Annotated in this window: 28 protein-coding genes; 15 read left to right on the top strand and 13 right to left on the bottom strand. The window is 66.1% G+C overall.

Annotation, left to right across the window (positions count from 1 at the left end; genetic code table 11):
- Nucleotides 1-3: 3 nt before the first annotated feature.
- Nucleotides 4-777 (bottom strand): fumarylacetoacetate hydrolase family protein, encoded by a 774-nt coding sequence (locus IG65_RS0101640; protein ID WP_030512995.1) that lies wholly within the window; start codon nt 775-777, stop codon nt 4-6.
- Between the two features lie 165 nt (nt 778-942).
- On the opposite strand from IG65_RS0101640, the gene IG65_RS0101635 reads away from it, so the two are divergent.
- Nucleotides 943-2,118: an MFS transporter gene (locus tag IG65_RS0101635; RefSeq protein WP_030512994.1), complete on the top strand. Its 1,176-nt coding sequence runs from the start codon at nt 943-945 to the stop codon at nt 2,116-2,118.
- A 194-nt stretch (nt 2,119-2,312) separates the two neighbouring features.
- Here the strand turns inward: IG65_RS0101635 and IG65_RS0101630 are convergent, their stop codons facing one another.
- The 8 genes from IG65_RS0101630 to IG65_RS0101585 form a co-directional block, all read right to left on the bottom strand.
- Nucleotides 2,313-2,867: a Uma2 family endonuclease gene (locus IG65_RS0101630; protein WP_231509005.1), complete on the bottom strand. Its 555-nt coding sequence runs from the start codon at nt 2,865-2,867 to the stop codon at nt 2,313-2,315.
- Between the two features lie 283 nt (nt 2,868-3,150).
- Nucleotides 3,151-4,158, bottom strand: a complete 1,008-nt coding sequence (locus tag IG65_RS0101625) for a 3-isopropylmalate dehydrogenase (protein ID WP_030512992.1) — start codon at nt 4,156-4,158, stop codon at nt 3,151-3,153.
- 337 nt (nt 4,159-4,495) lie between these two features.
- Complete coding sequence (gene serA / locus IG65_RS0101615; RefSeq protein WP_030512991.1) at nt 4,496-6,094, bottom strand: phosphoglycerate dehydrogenase; 1,599 nt, start codon at nt 6,092-6,094, stop codon at nt 4,496-4,498.
- A gap of 235 nt (nt 6,095-6,329) precedes the next feature.
- Entirely contained in the window at nt 6,330-6,533 is a 204-nt protein-coding gene (locus tag IG65_RS0101610) for a cold-shock protein (RefSeq protein WP_030512990.1), read from the bottom strand.
- Between the two features lie 548 nt (nt 6,534-7,081).
- Complete coding sequence (locus tag IG65_RS0101600) at nt 7,082-7,318, bottom strand: cold shock domain-containing protein (protein ID WP_036522709.1); 237 nt, start codon at nt 7,316-7,318, stop codon at nt 7,082-7,084.
- A gap of 98 nt (nt 7,319-7,416) precedes the next feature.
- Entirely contained in the window at nt 7,417-8,232 is an 816-nt protein-coding gene (locus tag IG65_RS0101595; protein ID WP_051755122.1) for an ATP-binding cassette domain-containing protein, read from the bottom strand.
- Nucleotides 8,229-9,278 (bottom strand): ABC transporter permease, encoded by a 1,050-nt coding sequence (locus tag IG65_RS0101590; protein WP_030512987.1) that lies wholly within the window; start codon nt 9,276-9,278, stop codon nt 8,229-8,231. The genes IG65_RS0101595 and IG65_RS0101590 overlap by 4 nt, the downstream gene beginning before the upstream one ends.
- A gap of 13 nt (nt 9,279-9,291) precedes the next feature.
- On the bottom strand, nt 9,292-10,164 hold the full coding sequence (locus IG65_RS0101585; RefSeq protein ID WP_231509004.1) for a sugar ABC transporter substrate-binding protein: 873 nt from the start codon (nt 10,162-10,164) through the stop codon (nt 9,292-9,294).
- A 310-nt stretch (nt 10,165-10,474) separates the two neighbouring features.
- On the opposite strand from IG65_RS0101585, the gene IG65_RS0101580 reads away from it, so the two are divergent.
- The 6 genes from IG65_RS0101580 to IG65_RS0101555 all read left to right on the top strand — a co-directional run bounded on the left by IG65_RS0101580 (nt 10,475) and on the right by IG65_RS0101555 (nt 13,653).
- Nucleotides 10,475-10,966 (top strand): MarR family winged helix-turn-helix transcriptional regulator, encoded by a 492-nt coding sequence (locus IG65_RS0101580; RefSeq protein WP_030512985.1) that lies wholly within the window; start codon nt 10,475-10,477, stop codon nt 10,964-10,966.
- Nucleotides 10,967-11,061: 95 nt separating this feature from the next.
- Nucleotides 11,062-11,622 carry a carboxymuconolactone decarboxylase family protein gene (locus tag IG65_RS0101575; protein ID WP_030512984.1) on the top strand — a complete coding sequence of 187 codons (561 nt, stop codon included), beginning with the start codon at nt 11,062-11,064 and terminating at the stop codon, nt 11,620-11,622.
- Between the two features lie 80 nt (nt 11,623-11,702).
- A complete protein-coding gene (locus tag IG65_RS0101570) occupies nt 11,703-12,371 on the top strand; it encodes a dihydrofolate reductase family protein (protein ID WP_030512983.1) in 669 nt (222 codons plus the stop codon).
- Between the two features lie 33 nt (nt 12,372-12,404).
- The gene (locus tag IG65_RS0101565) at nt 12,405-12,821 is read left to right on the top strand and encodes a PPOX class F420-dependent oxidoreductase (protein ID WP_030512982.1); all 417 of its coding nucleotides are present in this window, start codon (nt 12,405-12,407) and stop codon (nt 12,819-12,821) included.
- A 91-nt stretch (nt 12,822-12,912) separates the two neighbouring features.
- Nucleotides 12,913-13,188, top strand: coding sequence for a hypothetical protein (locus tag IG65_RS0101560; protein WP_156055456.1), 276 nt, complete (start codon nt 12,913-12,915; stop codon nt 13,186-13,188).
- 138 nt (nt 13,189-13,326) lie between these two features.
- A complete protein-coding gene (locus IG65_RS0101555) occupies nt 13,327-13,653 on the top strand; it encodes a hypothetical protein (protein ID WP_156055455.1) in 327 nt (108 codons plus the stop codon).
- Between the two features lie 51 nt (nt 13,654-13,704).
- Here IG65_RS0101555 and IG65_RS0101550 read toward each other — a convergent pair whose 3' ends face one another.
- The gene (locus tag IG65_RS0101550) at nt 13,705-14,454 is read right to left on the bottom strand and encodes a TetR/AcrR family transcriptional regulator (protein ID WP_030512979.1); all 750 of its coding nucleotides are present in this window, start codon (nt 14,452-14,454) and stop codon (nt 13,705-13,707) included.
- 103 nt (nt 14,455-14,557) lie between these two features.
- Between IG65_RS0101550 and IG65_RS0101545 the strand changes: the two genes are divergently transcribed.
- Nucleotides 14,558-15,244, top strand: coding sequence for a hypothetical protein (locus IG65_RS0101545; RefSeq protein WP_030512978.1), 687 nt, complete (start codon nt 14,558-14,560; stop codon nt 15,242-15,244).
- 48 nt (nt 15,245-15,292) lie between these two features.
- Here IG65_RS0101545 and IG65_RS0101540 read toward each other — a convergent pair whose 3' ends face one another.
- Nucleotides 15,293-16,192: a LysR family transcriptional regulator ArgP gene (locus IG65_RS0101540; RefSeq protein WP_030512977.1), complete on the bottom strand. Its 900-nt coding sequence runs from the start codon at nt 16,190-16,192 to the stop codon at nt 15,293-15,295.
- A 69-nt stretch (nt 16,193-16,261) separates the two neighbouring features.
- Between IG65_RS0101540 and IG65_RS0101535 the strand changes: the two genes are divergently transcribed.
- The 3 genes from IG65_RS0101535 to IG65_RS0101525 all read left to right on the top strand — a co-directional run bounded on the left by IG65_RS0101535 (nt 16,262) and on the right by IG65_RS0101525 (nt 19,005).
- The gene (locus IG65_RS0101535; protein WP_030512976.1) at nt 16,262-16,885 is read left to right on the top strand and encodes a LysE/ArgO family amino acid transporter; all 624 of its coding nucleotides are present in this window, start codon (nt 16,262-16,264) and stop codon (nt 16,883-16,885) included.
- A gap of 57 nt (nt 16,886-16,942) precedes the next feature.
- A complete protein-coding gene (locus IG65_RS0101530) occupies nt 16,943-17,317 on the top strand; it encodes a hypothetical protein (RefSeq protein WP_030512975.1) in 375 nt (124 codons plus the stop codon).
- A gap of 170 nt (nt 17,318-17,487) precedes the next feature.
- Nucleotides 17,488-19,005 (top strand): HNH endonuclease signature motif containing protein, encoded by a 1,518-nt coding sequence (locus IG65_RS0101525; RefSeq protein ID WP_051755116.1) that lies wholly within the window; start codon nt 17,488-17,490, stop codon nt 19,003-19,005.
- A 376-nt stretch (nt 19,006-19,381) separates the two neighbouring features.
- On the opposite strand, the gene IG65_RS0101515 is transcribed toward IG65_RS0101525, so the two are convergent.
- On the bottom strand, nt 19,382-19,783 hold the full coding sequence (locus IG65_RS0101515) for a hypothetical protein (protein ID WP_156055454.1): 402 nt from the start codon (nt 19,781-19,783) through the stop codon (nt 19,382-19,384).
- Between the two features lie 235 nt (nt 19,784-20,018).
- Here IG65_RS0101515 and IG65_RS0101510 point away from each other — a divergent pair, with 235 nt between their 5' ends.
- The 4 genes from IG65_RS0101510 to IG65_RS34260 all read left to right on the top strand — a co-directional run bounded on the left by IG65_RS0101510 (nt 20,019) and on the right by IG65_RS34260 (nt 23,442).
- Complete coding sequence (locus tag IG65_RS0101510; protein WP_197039763.1) at nt 20,019-21,368, top strand: helix-turn-helix transcriptional regulator; 1,350 nt, start codon at nt 20,019-20,021, stop codon at nt 21,366-21,368.
- Complete coding sequence (locus tag IG65_RS34265) at nt 21,365-21,964, top strand: GNAT family N-acetyltransferase (protein WP_036522706.1); 600 nt, start codon at nt 21,365-21,367, stop codon at nt 21,962-21,964. Before IG65_RS0101510 ends, IG65_RS34265 begins: the two co-directional genes overlap by 4 nt.
- 108 nt (nt 21,965-22,072) lie before the next feature.
- On the top strand, nt 22,073-22,963 hold the full coding sequence (locus IG65_RS0101500; protein WP_030512970.1) for an HNH endonuclease: 891 nt from the start codon (nt 22,073-22,075) through the stop codon (nt 22,961-22,963).
- Nucleotides 22,964-23,193: 230 nt separating this feature from the next.
- A complete protein-coding gene (locus tag IG65_RS34260) occupies nt 23,194-23,442 on the top strand; it encodes a hypothetical protein (protein ID WP_036522704.1) in 249 nt (82 codons plus the stop codon).
- A 26-nt stretch (nt 23,443-23,468) separates the two neighbouring features.
- Here the strand turns inward: IG65_RS34260 and IG65_RS0101490 are convergent, their stop codons facing one another.
- Nucleotides 23,469-24,272 carry a DUF1460 domain-containing protein gene (locus IG65_RS0101490; RefSeq protein WP_036522702.1) on the bottom strand — a complete coding sequence of 268 codons (804 nt, stop codon included), beginning with the start codon at nt 24,270-24,272 and terminating at the stop codon, nt 23,469-23,471.
- Between the last annotated feature and the right edge of the window lie 51 nt (nt 24,273-24,323).

Genomic DNA, 24,323 nt, shown 5'->3' with positions numbered 1-24,323 from the left:
CGATCAACGTTTGGCGGCAACAGGATTGGTGAGGGTGCCGATACCCTGAACCGTCACGGATACGGTTTGCCCATCCGTCATCGGTCCTACACCTTCCGGCGTTCCGGTGAGGATGACATCGCCGGGCAGCAAGGTCATCACCTTGGTGACCCACTCGATCACCGTCGGAATGTCGTGCAGCAGAAGTGAAGTCCGGCTGCGCTGGCGCACCTCACCGTCGAGTTCGGTGGTGATCTCGAGATCGCCCGGATCGAGTTCGGTTTCGATCCACGGTCCCAGCGGGCAGAAGGTGTCGTAGCCTTTGGCGCGCGTCCACTGTCCGTCGTGGCGCTGCTGGTCACGCGCGGTCACGTCGTTGGCGACGGTGTAGCCGAGAATGACGTCGGCGGCCCGGGCGGCCGGCACGTCCTTGCACGGGCGGCCGATCACCACCGCCAGCTCCCCCTCGTAGTCGACCTGAGAGGAATTGGGCGGCAACAGGATCGGCAGGTTCGGCCCGACGATGGAGGTGTTCGGCTTGAGGAAGATCACAGGATCCTCCGGCGCCGCTCCGCCCATCTCCGCCGCGTGCGCGGCGTAGTTCTTTCCGACGCACACGACCTTGCTGGCCAGAATGGGGGCCAGCAGTCGCACATCGGCCAGCGGCCAGGTACGGCCGGTGAATGTCGGGGTACCGAACGGATGCTCGGCGATTTCACGAGCGATCTCGTCGGAACCGTCGGTTTCGATACTCACGAACGCGACCCCATCGGGGCTGGCAACACGACCTAGACGCATGGCGAAGAGTCTATCCACCTGCCCGAACGCGGCCGACCACCCGGTCTGCGACGGGCGCATGTGACGAATTTCGACTTGCCTACCCGCCGCATCCTGGGTGTACGGTAAGAGCCGGTTCACAGAGTAAGACTCTGATCCCAACATATGAGATTCGAGGTGAGGGCGATGACCACCGTGACAGACGTGCGCGCGACCCGGCGGTGGACCATGCTCGCGCTCGGAGTCTTCGCCCAGTCCTCGAGCGCGGTCATCGTGCACGGCACCCCGTTCCTGTTGCCGGCGCTGACCGATCGCGGAATGCCCTTGGCCACAGCGGGTCTGCTGGTCGCGATGCCGACGGTCGGCCTGGTGTGCACGCTGATCGCCTGGGGATACATCGTGGACCGGGTCGGTGAGCGCACCGTCCTGGTCGCCGGTCCGGTCGTGATGTGTGTGGCAGGTGTGGCTGCTGCGACGGTGACGAACTACGGCTTCCTGGGCGTGCTGCTGTTTCTGGCCGGTATGGGCGCTGCCAGTACCAACGGCGCGAGCGGCCGGGTGATCGTCGGCTGGTTCCCGGTCGATCAGCGCGGGCTCGCGATGGGTATCCGCCAGACCGCACAACCGCTGGGTGTCGCGATCGCGGCGATGTCGATACCGGCTGTCGCTGCCGCACACGGGTTTTCCACGGCGATTCTGGTTCCGGCGGCGATGGCGGGTGTCGCGGCGATCGGCTGTCTGATCGGAATCGTCGACCCGCCCCGCCCGGCGAGCAGCGGCGCGCATCCGGACAACCCGTATCGGGGTGATTCCACGCTGTGGCGCATCCACGCGGTCTCGGTGCTGCTGGTGGTTCCGCAGGCCACCCTGTGGACGTTCGCCCTGCTGTGGCTGCATCGCGATGCCGGGCTGTCGCTACCGGTGGCCGGGGCGATCGTCACCGCCACCCAGATTCTGGGCGCCGCCGGGCGCATCGGCGCCGGTATATGGTCCGACCGTGTCGCCAGCCGCCTGCGTCCGTTGCACACCGTGGCGATCGCGGCCGTGGTCTCGATGGCCGCCCTGGCCGGTGCCGCCTGGTTGCACTGGTGGTGGGCGGCGATCCCGATCCTGTTCGCCGCGTCGGTGATCACCGTCGCGGACAACGGCCTGGCGTTCACCGCCGTCGCCGAAATCGCCGGCCCGTACTGGAGCGGCCGCGGCCTGGGCATCCAGAACACCGGCCAGAACCTGGCATCCGCCGCTGTCGCACCGATTTTCGGCGCTCTCATCACCGCCGCCGGCTTCCCGGTGACCTATCTGGTCGCAGCGATCGTCGCGGCAGCCGCCGTCCCCGTGGTGCCGATCGTCCGCAACCGCTGACATCCGGGTTCCCCACGGCCGCACCCCTTTCCGTCACAGTACGGAGTGCGGCCGTGGGGAAACGTCACGCCGCCAACAACTTTCGAGGTTGTACCTACAACCTGAGCGTGTCCGGTCATCGCTTACAGGCGAGGTCCGAACGGCAAGGGCGAACCGTTTCGATCGACGCCCGCGCTCTGATGCGGACCGCCCGATCAGAACTCGATCAGCGCGGCAGGATCGAACTCGACCCGAAAAACGTTGTCCGCCTCGATATCAGCGAGGAACCTGCTGCCCTCGGCGACCGTCGGCTCCCATTGGTAGCCGTCGTCGCCGAGTACGGAGCGATGAATTCGAATATGCGGCTGATGCTCGATGATCCAATACTGCGGGATCCCGAGTGCTGCGTACTCGCGGACCTTACGCACCCGATCGGTGCGCTCGCTTCCGCTTCCGGGCGACACGACTTCGGCGGCGAGCAGCAACTCCGTCCCAGGAATCAGCTTCGGCGTTTCATCCACGATCGCCGCACGCGCCACCTCACGCGGAATGACGAACACATCGGGCTTGCGCACACCACTGGGGGTGCTGATCTCCCACTCCGCGCCGTCACACACGAAGACATCCGCCTCGCTGAGACTATTGCGCAGAATTCCAGCCAGCCTCCAGCTGATGTAGTTGTGCCGAGCCCCCGCCGCCACCTCGATCAACCACCCGTCCTCGAGTTCCAGCCCTTTGCCGTCTTCCGGTTGGTCGTGCAAGTCGAGCACGGTGTACGGACCGAATCCGACGGCACCCCCGATGTGCTCCGCCGTCATACCGCCTCCAGGTCTTTGCGCACGTCGATGGCCTGCATCAGTTGCGCTCAATGCTAGCCGGTGGCGGTCGACGGCAACCAGCGCGACGATCCGAACCGCCGCGGTGGAGTGGGGTCGCCTCCGGCTGCTCCGTCGCTCCCCGGCACCGAGCCGGCCGCAACGCGGCGGATCCCGCTACGAAAGATCCCCCTGTCGCGCAATACGTTTCGCGACAGGGGGATCGTTCGGGACAAGCTCAGAGGGATGCGGCGATGCGGTCGCCGATTTCGACCGTGGAGGCGGTGCCGGTGCGGGCGGCGAGGTCCTTGGCTACCGCGGCTTCGATGCGGGCGGCTTCCTCGGACCGGCCGAGGTGGTTCAGCAGCAGCGAAACCGAGAGGATGGCGGCAGTCGGGTCGGCCTTGGACTGGCCGGCGATATCGGGTGCGCTGCCGTGGACCGGTTCGAACATGCTCGGGTTGGTGCCCGAGGCGTCGATGTTGCCCGAGGCGGCCAGGCCGATGCCACCGGACACCGCCGCGGCGAGGTCGGTGATGATGTCGCCGAACAGGTTGTCGGTGACGATCACATCGAAGCGGCCCGGATCGTTGACCATGTGGATCGTCGCGGCATCGATGTGCTGATAGGCGACCTCGACCTCGGGGTACTCCGCGCCGACCTCGGTAACGGTGCGCTGCCACAGCGAACCGGCGAAGCTCAGCACATTGGTCTTGTGGACCAGCGTCAGGTGCTTGCGGCGCTGCTGAGCCTTGTCGAAGGCGTAGCGCACCACCCGCTCGATGCCGAAGCGGGTGTTGGTGGAGACCTCGGTGGCCACCTCGTGCGGGGTGTTCACGCGGATCGCGCCGCCGGTACCGGTGTACGGACCCTCGGTGCCCTCACGCACGACGACGAAGTCGATCTCCGGATCACCGGACAGCGGGCTGGTGACGCCCGGGTACAGCTTCGACGGACGCAGGTTCACGTGGTGGTCGAGCGCGAAGCGGGTGTGCAGCAGCAGACCGCGCTCGAGCAGGCCGCTGGGGACCGAGGGATCACCGATCGCGCCCAGCAGGATGGCGTCGTGCTGCTTCAGCTCCGGCAGCACCGACTCCGGCAGCACCTCACCGGTCGCGTGGTAGCGCTTGGCGCCCAGGTCGTACTCGGTCTTCTCGACCCCGGGCACGACCACGTCGAGTACCTTGAGCGCCTCGGCGATGACCTCGGGCCCGATACCGTCACCGGCGATGACAGCCAGCTTCATATGACAACGCTCCGTTCGTTCCTGCTCGCGGCTCGCAACACGTATGCGGCCGAATCAGCCAAGGGCGGTCGATCGGCGGCGTTGCGCCCGGCCGGATCGCCGACACCGTCACACTATCGGTCTCCCGAATCACCCCGATAACCAGGGCAAGCCGCTCCCAATGAGTGAGATCGGCAGGCACGGGCTCCCCCGAATCACCAGCACGAATCTCACCGGCACACAACCGGTCACATCGGCCGAAACGCACAATGCGCGCGAATCCCGCTCCGCACCATGGCGGTTGGATTCGCGCGCACTGTAACGTATTGCGGCCGAGCCGATTCCGGCCCGGAACGGCTCAGCTCAGGTCGACCTGAACGACCTTCGCCGCACCCACGGCCTCGGCGATCGAGGACTGCACCTCGGCCGGGACGGACTCCTCGACGCGCAGGATGACCGTCGCGCCTTCCTTGTCGATGTCCTGGCTCAGCTGAGCGGCCTTGATGTCGATGGCCGCCTCGCCCAACTTGGTGCCGATCTTGCCCAGGGCACCCGGGCGGTCGTCGTAGTTGAGGATCGCCAGGTTGAGGCCCTCGGCGCGCATGTCGTAGTTGCGGCCGTTGATGTTGACGATCTTCTCGACCTGAGCGGGCTCGGTCAGGGTACCGGCGACGTTCAGGGTGCGGCCGTCGCCGAATACGGCGCGCAGGTCGACCACGCTGCGGTGGGTCGAGCTCTCGCTATGAGTGGTGACGGAGGCCTCGAGACCCCGCTCCGCGGCCAGCGACGGGGCGTTGACGAAGGTTACCGCGTCCTCGACGTGCGCGGAGAACACACCGCGCAGCGCCGAGAGTTCCAGCACCGCAACCTCTTCCGAGGACAGCTCGCCGCGCACCTGGATCTCGAGCGAGACCGGCAGCTCGTCGGCGAGAGCGCCCAGCAGCACACCCTGCTTGCGGACGATGTCCAGCCAGGGGGCGACGATCTCGGTGACCGCGCCACCGGCGACGTTCACCGCACCGGGCACGAACTCGCCGGCGAGGGCGAGTTGCACCGACTTGGCGACATCGGTTCCGGCGCGGTCCTGGGCCTCGGCGGTGGAGGCGCCCAGGTGCGGGGTCACGACGACCTGCGGCAGCTCGAACAGCGGGCTGTCGGTCGACGGCTCGGTCTCGAACACGTCGATGCCGGCGGCGCGCACGTGGCCGGAGGTGATGGCGTCGGCCAGGGCCTGCTCGTCGATCAGACCGCCGCGGGCGGCGTTGACGATGATGACGCCCTTCTTGGTCTTGGCCAGGGTCTCCTTGTTCAGCATGCCCTTGGTCTCGGGGGTCTTGGGCAGGTGAATGGAGATGAAGTCGGCGCGCTCGAGCACCTCGTCCAGGCTCAGCAGCTCGATGCCCAGCTGGGCGGCGCGGGCCGGGGAGGTGTAGGGGTCGTACGCGATGACCTTGGTCTCGAAAGCGGCCAGGCGCTGCGCGAACAGCTGGCCGATGCGGCCCAGGCCGATGACGCCGACGGTCTTGCCGAAGATCTCGACACCGTTGAACTTGCTGCGCTGCCAGGTGTGCTCGCGCAGGGTGGCGTCGGCGGCCGGGATCTGGCGGGCGGCGGCCAGCAGCAGGGTGACGGCGTGCTCGGCGGCGGTGTGGATGTTGGAGGTCGGCGCGTTGACGACCATGACACCGCGCTCGGTGGCCGCGGGCACGTCGACATTGTCGAGGCCGACGCCGGCGCGGGCGACGATCTTGAGGTTCTTGCCGGCCTCGAGCACCTCGGCGTCGACGGTGGTGGCCGAACGGACCAGCAGCGCGTCGGCCTCGGGCACGGCGGCCAGCAGCTCGGGTCGATTGGGGCCGTCGACCCAGCGAACCTCGACACCGTCACCGAGCGCATCGACGGTCGACTGGGCGAGCTTGTCGGCGATCAGAACAACAGGACGGCCATTTTGGCTCACTGTGGGGCACTCCTGGGGAAAGAGGTCGGCATTTACCGCGGACCAGCTTAATGGTCGCGCTTCGGCGCCGGTGTACCGCCCGGTAGGCAGCCGCCCTCACACCGCCGCCGAACCCGGGCCACACCGCATCCGGCCCCGGACGCGAAAGAGCCCCGCATCTCGAAAGATACGGGGCCCCAGTGTAAGTCGCGGACAGTTCACGCTACGTAAAGTGGCGCGCAGTCAGCGGACTCGATCAGAGAACGCTTACGTTCTGGGCCTGCGGGCCCTTCTGGCCCTGGCCGATCTCGAACTCCACGCGCTGCCCCTCGTCGAGGGACCGGAATCCACTACCGCTCACAGCCGAGTAGTGCACGAACACATCGGGACCACCGTCGTCCTGAGCGATGAACCCGAAGCCCTTCTCGCTGTTGAACCACTTCACTACGCCTTGCGCCATTTCATACCTTCTGTAGACGAGCCGAACCGACCAACTTCACGGTCGGGCCGGTCTCAGTGATCAAGCCTGCCACGGACTGCGCCGTCGCGCCACCACAGTGGTCACCCCGGGGGAGGGAAACCGCACTCGAAGCGAAAATTCACCTTTTCGCCTGGGGCATGCCGTGATTGTCCCGTGATAGCGCGGCGGGCCGCGCTCGTCGCGTCGCGGCGAGCGGCGGGAATCGTGCGTGTGCGGTCGTCCGGACGCAGAAATGGGTCGACCCCGGACAACTGCGGTCCGGGGTCGACCCGAGGTCGCATCATGCGACCGAAATCAGTGATCAGCCACCGAAAGAGCCGGTCCACAGGGTGTTGACCAGGCCGTGGAAGGCGGCACCCAGGGTGTCGAACAGGCCGTTCACAGCAGCACTACCGGTGTCGATGATAACGGGGATCATAAATACCTCTTCGTTGTTTCAATTCAGTCGTACAAACTGACGATCAACATATCGAGGGCCCATAAAGGCGCGTTAACCCGTTTTCGGGAATAGTGATCTGCCCGACAGGTCACAGTTCGTGTGGGTCGGGCCACAGTCGGCGCATCGGCTCGATTCGGACGCCCTCGGCTTCCGGGCCCGCCTTGGTGTGACGTACGTCGAACTCGACGCGCTGGCCCTGCACCAATCGCCGGAAACCGTCGCCGTGAACCTCGGTGTATTCGACGAAAACTTCCGCCCCGCCGGCATCCGGGATTATGAAACCGAAGCCTTTCTCACTGTCGAACCACTTCACCGTGCCGTGCAACTACGCTTCTCACTTACTTCTCGACGTCGGGCCAGGCAGAGGGTAACCGGACCCCCACCGACAGTCCAGCGCTCGCGCCCGCCGCGCCGACCCGCCGCTCACTCCGGCAGCGGACGACGCAATTCATGTTGCAGCGCTTCCAGTTCCGCGCCGCCGGCCATCTGCCGGGTCAGCTCCGGCAGGTCGATCTGCGACTTGTCGTAGCCGCCGAGTGCGCGGCCGCGCCGCAGCAGCAGGAATCGGTCGCCGACCGGATAGGCGTGATGCGGGTTGTGCGTGATCAGCACGACTCCGAGGCCGCGATCACGGGCCTGCGCGACATACCGCAGCACCACACCGGATTGTTTGACGCCGAGCGCGGCGGTCGGTTCGTCGAGGATGAGAACCTTCGCGCCGTAATGCACCGCACGGGCGATCGCCACACACTGCCGCTGCCCGCCCGACAGCGTGCCGACCGGCTGCTCGAGATCGCGAATTTCGATTCCCATGTCCGACAACGCGGTTCGCGTGATCTCGCGCGCGGTCGCTCGATCCAGCAGGCGAAGGGGCCCGGCGCCGCGGGTCGGTTCCGAGCCGAGGACGAAATTGCGCCACACACTCATCAGCGGTACGACCGCCAGGTCCTGGTAGACGGTGGCGATACCGCGGTCCAATGCCTCGCGTGGCGAGGAGAACCGGGTCGGCTCACCGTCGATGCGCAGCTCACCGGCATCGTGGCGATGAACGCCGGCGAGGATTTTGATCAGGGTCGACTTCCCGGCGCCGTTGTCGCCGAGTACGCACGTGACCTCCCCGGCGCGTACGACCATCGAGATATCCGAAAGGGCGACGACGCCGCCGTAGCTCTTCCCGATGTTCACCGTCTCGATCAGCGGCGCGGCTGTGGTCTGCGCCGCCGTGTGCTGAGGAGTCATCGGCGCAACCTTTCCGCGCGCTTGGCGAAGGCGTTGTTGACCAGAACCGCGGCGAGCAGCAGCACCCCGAGGAAGAGCATGAACCAGTCGCTGTCCCAGCGCGCGAACACGATTCCCTGCCGGGCCATGCCGAAGATCAGCGCGCCGATGGCCGCGCCCAGCACCGATCCGAATCCGCCGGTGAGCAGGCAGCCGCCGACGACCGCGGCGATGATGTACTGGAATTCCAGTCCCACGCCCTGGTTCGCCTGCACACTCGCGAATCGCAGCAGATTGCAGGAGCCGACGATCCAGCCCGCGAAGGCGGTGCCCATGAACAGCAGGATCTTGGTCCGCGCCGCCGGGACACCGACGGCACGAGCGCTGGGCAGCGAACCGCCGACCGCGTAGATCCAGTTGCCGAAGCGGGTGCGCACCAGCACCAGCGTCGCCACCGCGGTGACGGCGATCCACCACAGCACCGACGCTTGGATGCGGGCGTCACCGAGATTCGTCGTCGCCGCGAAAACCCATCCGGCCGAGGCGTATCCGGGCGCCGAACGGATGCCCGACACCTGCACGGTCCCCGTGACCAGCCGTGTCACGCCGAGGTTGAGGCCCTGCAGAGCCAGGAAGGTACCCAGGGTGACGATGAAACTGGGCAGGCCGGTGCGCATCACCACCCACCCGTTCAGCGCGCCGACCGCGAGCGCGAAGATCAGCGAAACACCCAGCGCGAACCAGACATTCCATCCGGCGTGTACGGCGAGCATGGCGGTCACCAAGGCCGTCGACGCGGTCATCACCCCGGCGGACAGATCGAATTCGCCGCCGATCATCAGCAGTGCCACCGCGACGGCCATGATGCCGAGCGTCGAGGCGTCGTCGAGCCAGGTGGCCACCCCGAGAGGGCTGAGGAACCGGTCGGTGATCACGGCGAAGAAGACGAATACCACCAGCGCGCCCAGACCGGCGCCGATTTCGGGCCGGACGATCAGCCGGTTCAGCAGCGACGGCCGGATCGCTGCGGGGGCGGTGGCTTCGGAAACCGTTGCGGTGTCGGTCATGACAGCTCCCTGCTCAGCGCGTGCCCTGTGCCACGAGGGCGGCGATGGCGTCGACGTTGGTCTTGTCCACGAAGGCGGGTCCGGTCTGCACCGGCATCCCGCCACCGACCGTGTTGAGATTGCGCCGATACAGCTGCAACATCACGACCGGCAGATACCCCTGTTCGTACTGCTGCTGGTCGACCGCGAACAGCAGGGTGCCGGCCCGGATCGCGCTCACCACATCGGAATTCAGGTCGAAGGTGGCGACGGCGGCGCGGGAATGGGATTCACGAACCCCGTCGACCGCGCGGGCGGCGATCTGCGAATTGAGGGTCAGCACCGCGTCGATCGAGTGGTCGGCCTCCAACGCTCCCTTGATCCGCGACTGCGCATCGGCCGGATTGTTGATGTCGACCTGCAAGGTGGTGGCATTTCCGCCGAATCCGTCGATCGCGCCGGCGCAGCGGTCGTTGGCGCCGATATTGCCGGCCTCGTGGATGACGCAGAGCATCCTGGTCCGGCCGGCCTCACGCAGGCGTTTGCCGGCGGCGGTCCCGGCCTGTCGCTCACTCTGCCCGACATGCCCGATCGCACCGGCGGCCGCGCTCTCGGCTTCGCCGGAGTTGATCGTGACGACCGGAATTCCCGCCGCGGCGGCATGCTCGACGGACGGGCGCAGCGCCTGCGGATTGGCCATCGACACCACCAACCCGTCCACATGCTGGGCCACCGCGTTGTCCACCAGCTTGGCCTGCTCCCCCGGATCCCCCGAGGAGTTGTATTCGACCCGGATGCCCAGATCCTTACCGGCCGCCTCGGCGCCGTTCTTCACCACATTCCAGAACGCGTCGCCGGGGCTGCCGTGCGTGACCACCGCGACCGAGCTCAGCGGAGCCGTCGACACCGTTGCGGGAGTGTGTGATTCGGAGACATCGGCGCCAGGTCCACTGCACGCCGCGAGGATCGCGGTGAGAGCCAGCCCTGGCGCGAGCCGGCGTGCGAGGCCGCGAGCATGTCGCGGCGCGGGAGGGCGGGCGGGAATCCGCTGTGGCCGTGTGGTCATCGCGCCTCCGGGCATTCGGCAGAACAAGGCGGGTACTCGTTCCGGAGCACTCCAGGTGTATTGAACACCACCGGACCGGCCGCGACCGGTGACACGCGCCCACGGGTGGCGCCTCGCGTCGGCCTCCGCCACGGCGACTACCCTCGTCAACATGGTTGTCGGAAAACGCGGGAGGGCCCCGGTCGACAGCCCCGGCTTCGAGCTGCCGCTGCTGCTGTTCGCCGGGTTCCGCTCGCTCATCGACGAATTGCATGCCGAGCTGGCGGAGCGGGGGCATCCCGATATGCGCCCGGCCCACGGATTCGCGATGCAGGCGATCGGAGTGCACGGGGCGACGGCCAGCGATATCGGCCGCAAGCTGGGCGTCTCCAAGCAGGCGGCGGGCAAGACGGTCGAGAAGCTGACCGCGCTGGGCTATGCCGAGCGTGTCGAGGATCCCGACGACGCCCGGCGCAAGATCGTCTGCCTGACCCCGCGCGGAATCGACGCGCTGCGGCAGTCGGCCGAGATCTTCGAGCGGTTGCGACGCCGCTGGGTGCACGAGCTGGGCGCCCAACGCGTGCGCGATATGGAGGCCGCGTTGCGCACCATGGTCCCGCCGGAATCGTTCCGGCTCGATGTCGCGGGGTGGTTCGGGAGCTGACCGGCTCCGCCCCGGCGGCCGTCCAGGCTTGCTCAATTCGACAACCCGGTTTACTGTTTAGACAACTTGGTTGTCTAACTCGAACGGATCGACGCATGCACTTCCCCACCCACACCCTCGACTCCGCACCCACCGAGGCCCGTCGCACGATGACCGCGACCGCCGCGCACTTCGGCTACCTCCCCGCCGCGGTGGGGAAAATGGCGACGTCGCCACGACTGCTCGACGGCTTCATGAAACTCAACGCGCTCTTCGAAGGCAGCACCCTCGACCAACTGTCGCGCGAGGTGCTGGTGATGACCATGGCCACGCGCAACGAATGTCACCTGTGCGTCGCCATGCACACCGCGAAGCTGACCGAGATCGGCGCCGACCCGGAACTGATCACCGCGCTGCGCGAACAGCGCCCCCTCCCCGATCCCCGCTTGGCCGCACTCCAGGAGTTCACCCTCACCGTCGTCGAAACCGCCGGCAACGTCCCCGACGAACGAGCGAGCGATTTCCTTTCGCACGGCTACACCACCGAACAGGCCCTCGAGGTGGTGCTGGGAATCGGCACCTACACGCTGTCCACACTGGGCAATCGGCTCACCGCCGCGCCACTCGACCCCACGCTGACCGCATTCGCGTGGTCGGCGGGCTTGCACACGGCCTGACAACTGATTGCAGCTGACAAGCACCGGCGATAGAGTACAGAGCAATTGCAATCAGCAAGCACTCCGTGAGAGGACCCGCCATGCCCCGTCTCCGTGTCCACAATCTCTCGATCTCACTGGACGGGTACGTCGCGGGTCTCGACCAAGGTCCGGATCATCCGCTCGGCGTCGGCGGCGAACGCCTGCACGAATGGGTTTTCGTCACCCGCACCGGCCGGCGGATGATCGGCCAGGACGGCGGCAGCACCGGAATCGACGACGAACAGCTCGCCGCCGGTGAAGCTAATGTCGGCGCGACCATCATGGGCCGCAACATGTTCGGGCCCGTTCGCGGGGAATGGCCCGATGATTCCTGGACCGGCTGGTGGGGGCCCAACCCGCCCTATCACCACCCGGTCTTCGTCCTCACCCACCACCCGCGCCCGGCGCTCGAGATGGACGGCGGCACCACCTTCCACTTCGTCGACGACACCCCCGAAAACGTGCTGGCACGAGCCGTCTCCGCCGCCGGAGGCAAGGACGTCCGCCTCGGCGGCGGAGCCGCGACCGTCCGCCGCTTCCTGCGGGCCGGACTCGTCGACGACCTCCACCTGGCTCTCGTCCCCACTCTCCTCGGCGCCGGCGAACGCCTCTACGACGGCCTCGGCCGCCTTCCCGGCTACACCGCGTCCCCCGCCCGCCAAGGCGACAACGTCACCCACTTTCACCTCATGAAAGTGGCCGACCAGCCGACCCCGCACACCCCTTGACCTCAACCGCACTCGAGCTCTTAGCGTGGCGGCATGACTTTCACCGCGGCCGAACGCACCTATCTGACCTCCCAGTCGCTGGGCCGGCTGGCCACTGTGACGGCGGACGGGCGGCCGCAGTTGGTTCCGGTGGGATTTCGGGTGAACGACGACGGCACGATCGATATCGGCGGACCGAGTCCGAGCGCGCAGCGCTACCGCAATGTGCGGGGTAATCCGAATGTGAGCCTGGTCGTCGACGATATGACGCCGGACGATCCGGCCGAGGTGAAGCCCGGCTGGGGGCGTGGAGTGGAGATCCGTGGCGTCGGCGAGATCCTCGATGTCGAGACGCCTCCGGTGGCGCCGGACTGGTTCGCGCACACCATCATTCGCATTCACCCGCGGCGGATCCGCAGCTGGCACATCGACCCCGCGAATCCGGACGGCCAGGCGCGGGATGTGAGCTGAGTCTCTTCTCAGCCCTGGGCGTATCGCGGCCGTGACGTTCCCGCCGAAATCGGCGAAGGTTGCGGGACAAGCGAGTTGAAAGGGGCTGGTCGTGTTCGCGACTGCCACGTCCGTCCGGGTACGCCGAATCCTGGCGAGGACGGCGATAGCGGGCTTGATTCTGATCGGCATGGTCACCGCGACCGCCGGGCAGGGTTCGGCGCAGGCGCCGGTGAGCGAGCCGAGTTCGGTCGGCTGGTACTACTCGGAAGTGACGCCGTTCGATCCGATACCGCTGGACTATCTGTACGGCTGGAATTCGTGGTATCGGCCGTACTACTCCTGGTATAGGCCCGTTTACCCGCCGGGGTGGTTCGGCAGCAGCTGAATCGCAGGACTGAGGGTAAACCCTGAGTCCCCGTCATCCTCGCGGCCGATTCCGCCCTGAACCTCGTACCACCACCCGTGACGCGGTGTCCGATTTGCGAGAGACTGCGTGCGGTGTAACTGATTGGAAGGATTCACCGTGATTGCCAGAACCGAACATCGCACCAAGCGCACGGCGGCGCGCATCGCCGTTGCCGGCGCCATCGTGGCCGCGCCGCTTGCCGCGCTTGCCATTCCGGCCCAGGCCGAGGTCGTGAGCGCCCCGGCGGCCACCGAGATCGCACATCCGGGTCACGGGCACGGCCCGTGGGACGGCCGCGACCGCGGCGACCGCGGCGACTGGGACCACCGCGGCGATTGGGACCGCCACCACCGCGGCGACGACTGCAACCCGTGGGACCGGCACGGCAACGGCTGGAACGGTTTCCGTCAGGTCGTTCCGCCGGGATGGTTCGGCAGCAGCTGATCGGCAGCTGATTCGCGGCCCGGCGCCCCTACGGCGCCGGGCCGCTTGTCGTTACCGGCTGTTCGCGGCGATCGTCGCCGCCACACCGTCGAGGACCAGGTCGAGACCGAAAGTGAAGTCGGAGGCGGGGTCGGCCTCGGCGGGCTGGATGGCGTCGAACAGTCCCGAGTCCAGCAGTGCGGCCATATCGGGCAGCCGCTCCCGATCCACCAGTGCGCGCAGATTACGGCTGTAGTCGTGCAAGGCGCCGGCCGGGTCGAGATCGGCTGCCGCCATGGCGTGTTCGAGTTGGCGGGCGGTGACGAACGCCTCGCGGACGTATCCGCTGACCACCATGATCGCCCCGACCTTCGCCGGCCAGTCCAGCGTGGTGTCGCGCAGTGCGCGCAGCCCGGCGTCCATCCAGGCCACAGTGTTCGGTCCACTCGGCGGTCCGGTGATCGGCAGCTCGGTGAGCCAGGGACGGGCGCGGTGCCGCTCGAGTTGCGCGAACGCCCAGGCGCGCAGCATCGAACGCCATGAGCCGCTGGGCAATTCGGGTGGCGCACCCATTCCGGCATCGGACATCAAGCCCAGCAGTTCGTCCTTCGATCCGATGTGGCGGTAGAGCGACATCGGCGTAACACCGAGAGCCGCAGCGATTTTCGGCAGCGTCGCGGCGGCGAGACCGTCTCGGTCGGCCAGGTGGACCGCCGTCGCCACTACCCGGTCCACATCGAGTGCGGCCGGACGGCCGAGTTTGGTGTCCGCCGGCAGCCGCCACAGCCGGGCCAGATGGTCGGGCACCTCCCGATCGGTCATCGGCACACATCCCGTCGTCGAATAATCATCCTTCCAGAGTTTAGTATGGTCGATATAGTATAAGTCATATACTTACTATTGCCGCCGATCGGAAGGACGATCCGTGCACACCGAAACCCTCCGCCGCACGGCGGGTATCGCCGCTGTCTGCGGCGCCGCGCTCATGCTCGTCGAACTGCCGCTCTACTTCGTCTACGAGGGCCCGCCCCCGGACTGGAACATCCTGACCCGCGGCCTGATCGGCCTCGTCGGACTCCTCGGCGTGGTGGTGTTCATGTCCACCTTCGCCCACCTGGCGAAAGCCGCCGATCGACGCTACGAATGGCTCGGCTCACTGGCCTCGACCGCCGGTTTGATCTGGGCCACGATCGCTTTCGTCTCCATGGGCCTCGAGATCGGCGCCACGATCCAGGCAACCGAACCGATCGATCCCACCGTCACCGTGTCCGGCACCTATGTGCTGTACGGAACGGTCAGCCGGCTCCTGACCGCCCTGTTCATGACCACGGCCGCCGTCACGATTCTGCGCACGCGGATTCTGCCCGCGTGGGCGGGGCGGTCGGCCGCGGTCCTGGCAGTGGTGAACGTGGCGTTCGCACCGTCGATGTTCTTCGGGAACACTCCGGCGAACTTCTACGCGGCGAACGGATGGGGCACTACCGCAACGGTTTCCGGGTTCACGATCATCTGGTTGCTCGCGGCGGGAATCGCGTTGCTCACCTCGGCATCGCCGAAAGCCGTTCTCGCCGCGGACGGCTCGCGGACGGTGGCACCGCAGTTGATCGACTGACGAAGCCGCCCGGGCTCGGCTTCGAACACGCCTGCGGGTGAATTCTTTTCACTGTCGAAGATATTCGGCCGCCGCCATGCCGATCGTCTGCGCGACCAGCGCGAGGGCCGGCACGTCCAACTTCCACTGCTGCCAGTAGAGCGGCACATCGACCCACTGCTCCGGTGCGAAATTCCTCAAGGCGCCCGCACGCAGCAGTGGGTCGGCGTGCGTTTCGGGGACCAATCCCCACCCGAGCCCCGCGACGATGGTGTCGCGAAAGCCTTCCGAGGTGGGTACGTAATGCCGGAGCCGGCTCGCACCCGCCTTGCCGGAGGTGACGGTGCGGACGTAGCGATCCTGCAACTCGTCCCGGCGATCGAAAACGATGACCGGCGCCTCGGGAAGCCGCTGCTCCAGGGGCCCTGCTGCGATATGACACTCGACGAATTCCGGGCTCGCGACCGGCAGGTACCGCGCCAGACCCAGCAGCCGTGCCGTACATCCGGTCACCGGTTCGGCCAGCGAGGTCACCGCCGCCATCACCGTGCCCTCCCGCAGCAGAGCGGCGGTGTGGGATTCGTCCTCGCGATGCAGATCGAAGCAGACCGGCGGATCCTGCGGCACCTGCGACAGGGCGGGCAGGAACCAGGTCGCCAGTGAATCGGCGTTGACCGCGATGGACAGCGTGGTGGACTCGGCATCTCCGGCGATCCCCAACTCTCGCTGCGCCGCGTCCTGCAAGGCGGCCAGTTGCCGCGCGAAACGCACGACCGCCTGGCCGGATTCGGTGGGCCGCACCGGTTTCGTGCGCATCAGCAGCACGCGGCCGGTTCGCTGTTCGAGCGCCTTGATCCGCTGACTCACCGCCGAGGGCGTCAAATGCATCGCGGCCGCGGCGGCATCGAATGTGCCTTCGTCCACGACGGCGAGCAGTGTGCGGACCTGATCGACCGGAAGTTCGGACATCACGGTTGCTAATGATAGTTAAGAACCTTTAGCTGTACTGATTACGTCAAGACCCATACCGTCGGCTACGTGAACAGCGGTATCTTCTCGGCGGCCCTCGCCGGATTCGGTGCCGGCTTATCCCTGATCGTCGCCATCGGCGCGCAGAACGCGTTCGTCCTGCGCCAGGGCGTCCGCAGGCAAGCCGTGGCGGCCGTGGTCGTCATCTGCGTCGTCTCCGACGCCATTCTGATCATGTGCGGTGTCGGCGGACTCGGTGCGCTGATCAGCGCGTATCCGGCAGTGCTGACCGTCGCCGGGCTCGCCGGCGGATGCTTCCTGATCGCCTGCGGCGCTCTCGCGGCTCGCCGCGCACTGCGCCCCGCCACCGCCGCCCTCGCGACCACCGGCGATGCCACCGCATCCCTCCGCACCGCGATCCTGGTCTGCCTGGCCCTGACCTGGCTCAACCCGCACGTCTACCTGGACACCGTGCTGCTGCTCGGCTCGGTCGCCGCCGGGCACGGGTCGTTGCGGTGGGCCTTCGGCGTCGGCGCGATGGTCGCGAGCGGAGTGTGGTTCGCCGGGCTCGGCTACGGGGCTCGGCTCCTCGCGCCGGTGCTGTCGCTGCCCGCGGCGTGGCGAGTGCTCGACGTCTTCGTGGCGGGGACGATGTGCACGCTCGGGGTAGTGCTGTTGACGCAGCTCGCGTGAGAGCTTGGCCCGCTTCACCGAGCGGTTCGCCGCCCGTTCCCGCAGTACGCTCGACATATGAATCCCGAGGTGAAATCGGATGAGCTCGCGCAGATAATTGCCGACTACGACCTCGCCCACCTCATCACCATCGGCGACAATTCCCTTCCCCGCGTCGTGCCGGTGCATCCGGTTCCACACTCCGGCCGACTGCACGTGGCCGCGCCCGGCAGCCATACCCGGGACAACGTCGCGGCCCGCCCGGCGGTCAGCCTGGTGTGGGCGCCGCGAGAACCGACGGGCTACTCGTTGATCGTCGACGGTCTCGGCACACTGGAAGACGACCAGCTCGTCATCGCGCCCACGCGGGCGATCCTGCACCGCGTCGCCGCACCCGGGCAGGTGGCTGCCGAGGGCGAATGCGGCAACGACTGCCGGGTTATTCCGCTCTGAGACGTGGGTTGGGGGCACTGAGCGTTGTCGATGACTTCGAGCTCTTGCGCCTTTTCGTGTGTGAATCCATCTGCGACACAAGCTCTTTCGGTCACTTGTTCAGAATGTGTTCCGAAATCCACACAGACCGAAGGGGTGCACACCCCTCCCCTTCTTGATAGAATTCGAACATGCATTCGAACGCCGGGGAGGACGTCGAGCAGGTCGCGAGACCGCTGCTCGCTGCGGTTTCCCAGCTGTCCGAACAAGCACTGATACCACTGTCGGATGAACAACTGATACAGGCGATGCGGGATGTGGAGAGTTGCACGCGCCGACTGGCAGCGATGCACCATCGCCTGCTGATCGAAGCCGAGGAGCGATCCCTGCCGTCCCGGACCGGCGCGAAGACGGTGAAGCGGTTCCTGATGGAGACGCTGCGGATATCCAGCGCCGACGCCGGCAGCCGCGTCAACGCGGTGCGCTGGGTAGGAACCTTCCACGATCTCGACGGCCAGGCGCGAGACCCGCAATTGCCGTGCACCGCAGCAGCTTTGGCACACGGTGAGGTCTCCGCCGATCACGTGCGCGGGATCGCGCAGGTCATGAACCGAGTGCCCCGAGGCGTAGCCGACGCGGATCGCGAAGCCGCAGAACACCTGTTGGCGGAGTTCGCGCGATCCGGCTCGCCGGACGACATCGGCAAGGTCGGCGACCGAATCCTGGCCCACCTGGACCCCGACGGCCGCCTCACCACCGACCACGACCGCGCACGAATGCGAGGCATCGTCGTGGGCCGGCAACGCCCGGACGGCATGTCCCCCGTGCGCGGTGACATCGACCCGGTGCTGCGTGCCCTGCTGGACCCACTCCTGGCGAAGTACGCCCGCCCCGGCGTCTGCAACCCGGAGGACCCGAACAGCCCCGCCGTCGATATCGACACCGCCGACCCGGCGATGCTTGCCGAGGCAGCGCGATCCGATCACCGCAGCGCCGCCCAACGCAACCACGACGCACTCACAGCGATCCTGCGCTCGGGCCTGATCACCGAAGACCTCGGTCGCCACCGCGGCATGCCGGTGACCACCGTGCTGACGATGAAACTCGAAGACCTGGAGAAGGATTCGGGCTCGGCGACCACAGCCACCGGCGGCGTCGTGCCGATCCGCGAGGCGCTGCGACTGGCCGAACGATCCCGCCCCTACCTGGCGGTCTTCGACCACGCCGGACTCCCCCTGCACCTCGGCCGCATGAAACGACTCGCCTCCCCAACTCAACGCCTGGCGCTGATCGCCGCCCTGCGCGGCTGCTCCCGCCCCGGCTGCGACGCCCCCGCAAGCCTCTGCGCCGCCCACCACATCCGCGACTACGCCAAAGGCGGCCCCACCGATATCACCAACCTCGTCCTGGCCTGCGACGCCTGCCACGCCCTGATCCACGACGGGCCCGGCGGCTGGAAAACCGTTGCACAGAACGAGCTTTCCCCGTTCCCGGGCCGCACCGCCTGGATCGCACCCGAACACATCGACCCCAGTCGGACACCCTGCATCAACCACCGCCACCACCCCGACGAACTCCTGGCAGCGATACTCACGCGCATCCACCTACGCGACGAACGGAAACGACTGCAACGCCGACAACGCGAACGCGAACAGCACGAGCGCTGGTTGCAGTCGCGTTCGCACCCACCCGACACCAGCGCGGCCTGACACCCGCCCCCGGCCGGGCGCACCGCCGTACGCGAAAACTCTGACTCACAGCCGCCGGGATCGGTCCGGCCGCACCCGCCCGGCGGCCACGAGAGTCCTCATCGCTACCGCCTTCGCAGCGCACAAGCCGGGATCACATTCCAAGTGCAGCTGCATATCCTCGTGCGCCTCCACCACTGTCGGCACCGATGACCGGGCATCGTGCGACAACGAAAAACACAGGATGTCAGGACGCACAATGGCTTTCACAGTGGGACAAGTTGCTTCGCCGAGCTTCCGATCGCCCCCGACATCCGGCCAAGCACAGGAAACTCCGGCAACCGCCAACACCGCCACACCGACAACGGTCACAACCGAAGCGATCAACCCCGACATCTCAATCACCAGACTCGGCCCTCGGATCACGCGGAGCCGAGGCCAGCTCCGAAGAAATCGTGGGCCGTGCCCTCGCGTAGGTAACCTCCGGCTCGACCGCCTCCACATCGCATGCCGCGCACACAATTCGGAGCCGCTTCCCGAGATGCTCGACGCTCGGAACCACAACCGCCGCCACGTTGTACCCACCGATCCGATCGAGCAGCCGCATGATCGGATCGTCGATATCCCCAGCCGTCCGAAACACCACCCGCACCAAGGCGTACCCCAACTTCACCGCATGCGCGAGCACCAGCTGCTCATTCGCCGGCCATCCCGGCAAGGTCCGGTCGATATAACCGAGAGCGCGAGGCGGCCCCTTCGGCAGTTCACCCGACGCAACATAAGCGGTAGGAAGCGTCATACCGACCTCCCCATGGTCACAATGAGATACATTCGGCTCCTTCGGTTTTCGTTGGCAAGCACCCGCCGCCGAGGATCACCGCCGGTCGTGGATGGCGTCACAGATATCCGGACATCGACCCGGCGGCGGGGCCGATTCGAGCTTCACGGAGAAACGCCGCAAACCGAAGGCATGGAACCGCACCGAAGTAATACGCTTCCGCTACTGGCCGTTGAGGGTGTCGATCGGGGGGGCAATGATGATCGTCAGCACATGGACCGGCGCGGAGGTACGTGCCCTTCGCACAGTCGCACTTCGACTTACGCAGGAACAGTTCGCGGAACGGCTGGGGTTTCAACCGCCGACCATCCGCAAGTGGGAGAGGGCAACTCATGAGCGTCCGGTGCGCGGCGATTCGGCCGCAGCGCTGGATGTGGAGTTGTCCCGGCTCACCGATGAGCAACGCGATCGCTTCACCGTCGCCGTCGCACCTGACGAAGTCCCGCATCGTGTTCGCGACACCGCGATTCCGACCCGCACAACCGATAACCTGGGTGAGCACGATGAGCTGAGCACCTACGGAATCGAGGACGAGGTGAAGCGGCGCGAATTCGGAGTGTTCATGGGTGTCGCTGCCCTGACAGCAGCCGCCGACACGCCACGCTTTTCCCACACTGTGGGGGTAGGCGACGCCCGCCGTTTGGCCGAACGCGTGACTGAACTCGCTCGGCGCGAGCAGGCTGTCGGCGGCACCCCTCTTGTGATGACCGGCCTCCGAGACCTCGCGATCGCCAAGCGGCTGCTCGAAACCGGCGCCTTTTCCGATCGGGCTGGCTGCCTGCTCATGAGTGCTGCCGGCGAATTGGCAACGATCACCGGTTGGATGGCCTATGACGCCGACCTCCACCCACTCGCCCGCCAGTGCTACGCCGACGCGTTCGCGCTGGCCAATCAGGCCGGTGACAACGATCTGACAGTCCACGTATGCCTCAACGCCGCACATCAATCGATTGCACTCAGCCGAACCGGGGATGGCAGCCCGCACCGTGCACTTGCCCATCTGGAGCGCGCACGCCAACTCACCCGTGGCCGACCGCCCGGCCGAATTCACGCCCTGATCGCGATCCGCGAAGCACTGGCCCACGCAATCCTGCGCGACAAGGTGGCATTCGATCGTGCAGTTGCGACCGCGTGGCGCGAACTGGACGCCGCCATCGCCCACGAACCACTTTCCGAATGCCCGCGATGGCTACGATTCGTCAACGCGAGCGAGATTCGGTCACAAGAATCCCGCGGGCTGGGCGACCTCGGCGAGCCCGAGAAGGCACTGGCCCTGCTGGTCGCCGACGAAGACACAGCGGAGACCGGAATCCGCAACCGCGCCAATTACCGCGCGGGTTTAGCCGCAGCACTCGGCAGGACAGGCGACATCAACAATGCCGTGGCCCACGGCCTTTCCGTCCTGACCGAATTGGAGAGCACCGTATCCTCCACACGCACCCTACGACTGCTGGCCCCGGTCCGCGCGATCACAGACAGCATCCCCGATGACGAATTCGCCAAGCGCTACGACAGCCTTCAGCGCCAAGCGATAGGCGTCTCATGAGTGTCGACCCACCTTCGATCGACGGCCTGACTTTCCAGCACTACACGGCCGCCGAAGCACGAGCGGTCCGAGACCAAGTCGAGCAGATCTTCCGTGATTCCTACATCGACGCCATCGAATCCGGCGAGGAATTCGAAGCGCCCGAAGCATTCATGCACCGCTTCGACACCTACACCGACCCGAGCCGAACGGGCTTTGAACTCGTAATGGCGCGTACAGCCGACGAACCCGTCGGCCAGGCGTGGGGATGGCCGCTGGGAGTCAACAGCAAGTGGTGGTCGGGACTGCAACTGGACGAGGGCGATGCAGAGGCCTTTACCTGCGAAACCGGTGGCCGGACGTTCGCGTTGAGCGAGCTCATGGTGCGTAAGAGATTTACGGGCAAGGGGATTGCCCGCTCCCTGCACGATGAACTTCTTCACAATCGGGCCGAAGGCCGCGCAACTTTGCTCGTACGCCCCGACAACACCCGAGCTTACGAGACGTACCTGCGATGGGGTTGGAAGAAGGTTGGGGCACTTAGGCCGGACTGGCCTTCGGCACCTCGGTTCGACGTCCTCATCTACGAACGGAACAAGCAACGAGTCGTCTTGTAACGTCCAACAGAGCAAATCGTCGAGATTCGCTGTGCCCAAACAGGTCTGGAACAGACTCGTGACCAACGACGACCAACGCCGGCGAACCGAACATGGCACACTTCACACATGACAAGCGACGTCGAAAGGCAACTTCGCCAGATGGTGTTCGATCACCTCAACAAAGCCATCGAGGCTAGGGGAGATCGGGCATTCACCCGCCAAGAGTTGAACTCCTTCTGGGTTGGCGACCGCCATCGGCGACTAATCGACGTTGCAAAGGGTATTTGGAATCCCAGGGACCTCCTGGCGACGCTTGCCATCGTGTCCGATCCTACCGGCCGCCGATACGCCGACCAGGAGATCAGCGACTCCCTGCTCTCGTACGACTACCAACAAGACGCAGTGGAGGGCGACAACACGAAGCTACGCCGAGCGCTCGATCTCGGCTTGCCGCTCATTCTCTTCCGCAAGATCCGTCCGAGCGTGTACATGCCCGTATTCCCTGTTTATGTCATTGCTGATGACAGGCCGAACAGGAGGTTCCTGATCGCAATCGACGAGGAAATTCGCCGATTCGATGACCCCTTCGACCTGAAGCCGGACGAGCGCCGTTATGTAGACAGAGTAACCAAGCAGCGGCTTCATCAACCTGAGTTCCGCAGCCGCGTACTGACGGCATATAAAAACCAATGTGCTGTGTGCAGCCTCAAGAGGATCAAGCTGCTCGACGCCGCCCACATCACTGCTGATGGCCACCCTAACGGGACGGCCACCGTGGATAATGGACTCACTCTATGCAAGATTCACCATGCAGCGTATGACGTCAACTACCTCGGTATATCACCTGATTACCTCGTGCACATCAACAGTGACTTGCTGAACGAAACTGATGGCCCCATGTTGAAGCACGGGCTGCAGGAGATGCACCGACGGCCGTTAACAGTTCCGGCCCACCGAGACGAAAGGCCCTCGAAAGAGCGCCTCGCCGAGCGCTTTGCGGCATTCCGGGCGGCATAGTACCGCGGAAGACGGTACTGATGCGCCTACCTCGTGGAATAACCGGCTTCCGGCAGCTCGGAGAACCACCGTTCGATCGGTTGGACGAGAGCGAGTTCCGCAATGTTTGCTACGCAGTGGCACGAATAGCCGGAGGGGTCGTCTCCCCTCCGCCGTCGACTAACCTGTCCGGCAACTTCTTTCGGTGCACCATCGCCTACTCGGGTACTGAACGAACCGTAGTATGCAACATGTATGCGCCGCTGGTCGCGATCGCCGAGCCGATGCCTTCCTATGAGCTGACGCTGACCTTCGCCGACGATCCGGACCTTGCCGGCGCGTTCAAGTCCCTCTCCCGGTTCGAGGTGTTGTCACGACATGAATTGGGCCGGCTGCTAACGGATTTCGATCTCTCGGAGCTGGGACCAGCCGAACTCGAACAAGTCCGGTATTGGAACCCGCATACCCTCGGGCAAGCCATCTTCAACTGGTGGGACTGACTGCGTCCAACGGATCCGTTGGCGATCTACGCCGGTCGTGGGCGCAACACCACTATCCCGGGAACACTTTGCAAATACTCGCCCAGCGGTGTGTCCACCACCTTGTTGTTGGCCGCGAGGGAGGACGCGTTTCGGAAGACCGGGCCGGTCGGTGTGTTGATGAGGATTCCGACGTGGGTGACGTCGAGGCCGGGTTGGTCGGCGTAGGCGCCGATGTAGTCGCCGGTTCGGAGCCCGCTGATGACGCCCTCGTCGACCGCTGCGCTGGGGATGTAGGTGATGGCGCGGTCGACTACTGGGATGCCTGGCAGGTAGACAGCTCCGTCGCCCTCTGCGTTGAGGTGTTTGGGGACCGTGATTGCGGCGGGTGACAGATTCCCGGTGATGTCGGTGGCGGCGACGTCGGCGACCTGCGCCCAGTCGGTGAAGAAGTGTTTGCGGTGGGTGTAGTCGACTTGGGCGGCGGCGTAGCGGGTGTCGATCAGGTTGGCTTCGAAGCGGTTTCGGTCGGTGGTTCGGCTCAGGGCTTCTATGTAGTCGAGGAAGGTGAAGCAGTCCACTTGGCGGAAGTCGGCTACGAGTTGTTCGGGCTGGGTTGCGGAGCCGATGAGGGTGTTCGCGGCGTAGGGGGTGCCCAGGAATTGTCGGGACAGCAGGTCGAGGAGTTCGCCTTTGCTCGCTCCGGTCACGCCGGCGCGCAATGCGACGAGTTCGTCGATGCGGTGGGAGGTGGTGTCGTCGATGGCGGCGTCGGCGCTTGCGCGCGTGGGCAGCAGGAGTGCCGCGGCTACCAGGACGAGCAGGACCGGCAGTATGCGGGTGGAGCGCAAGACACCTCCCGGGTGACGAGTGGAATGGCCGGTATCCACCGTAGACCAGGC

The organism is Nocardia sp. NRRL WC-3656 (assembly GCF_000720265.1).
GTDB lineage: Bacteria > Actinomycetota > Actinomycetes > Mycobacteriales > Mycobacteriaceae > Nocardia > Nocardia nova.
Note: the sequence above shows the minus strand (reverse complement) of the source record. Positions and strands in the feature narration are given on the sequence as shown.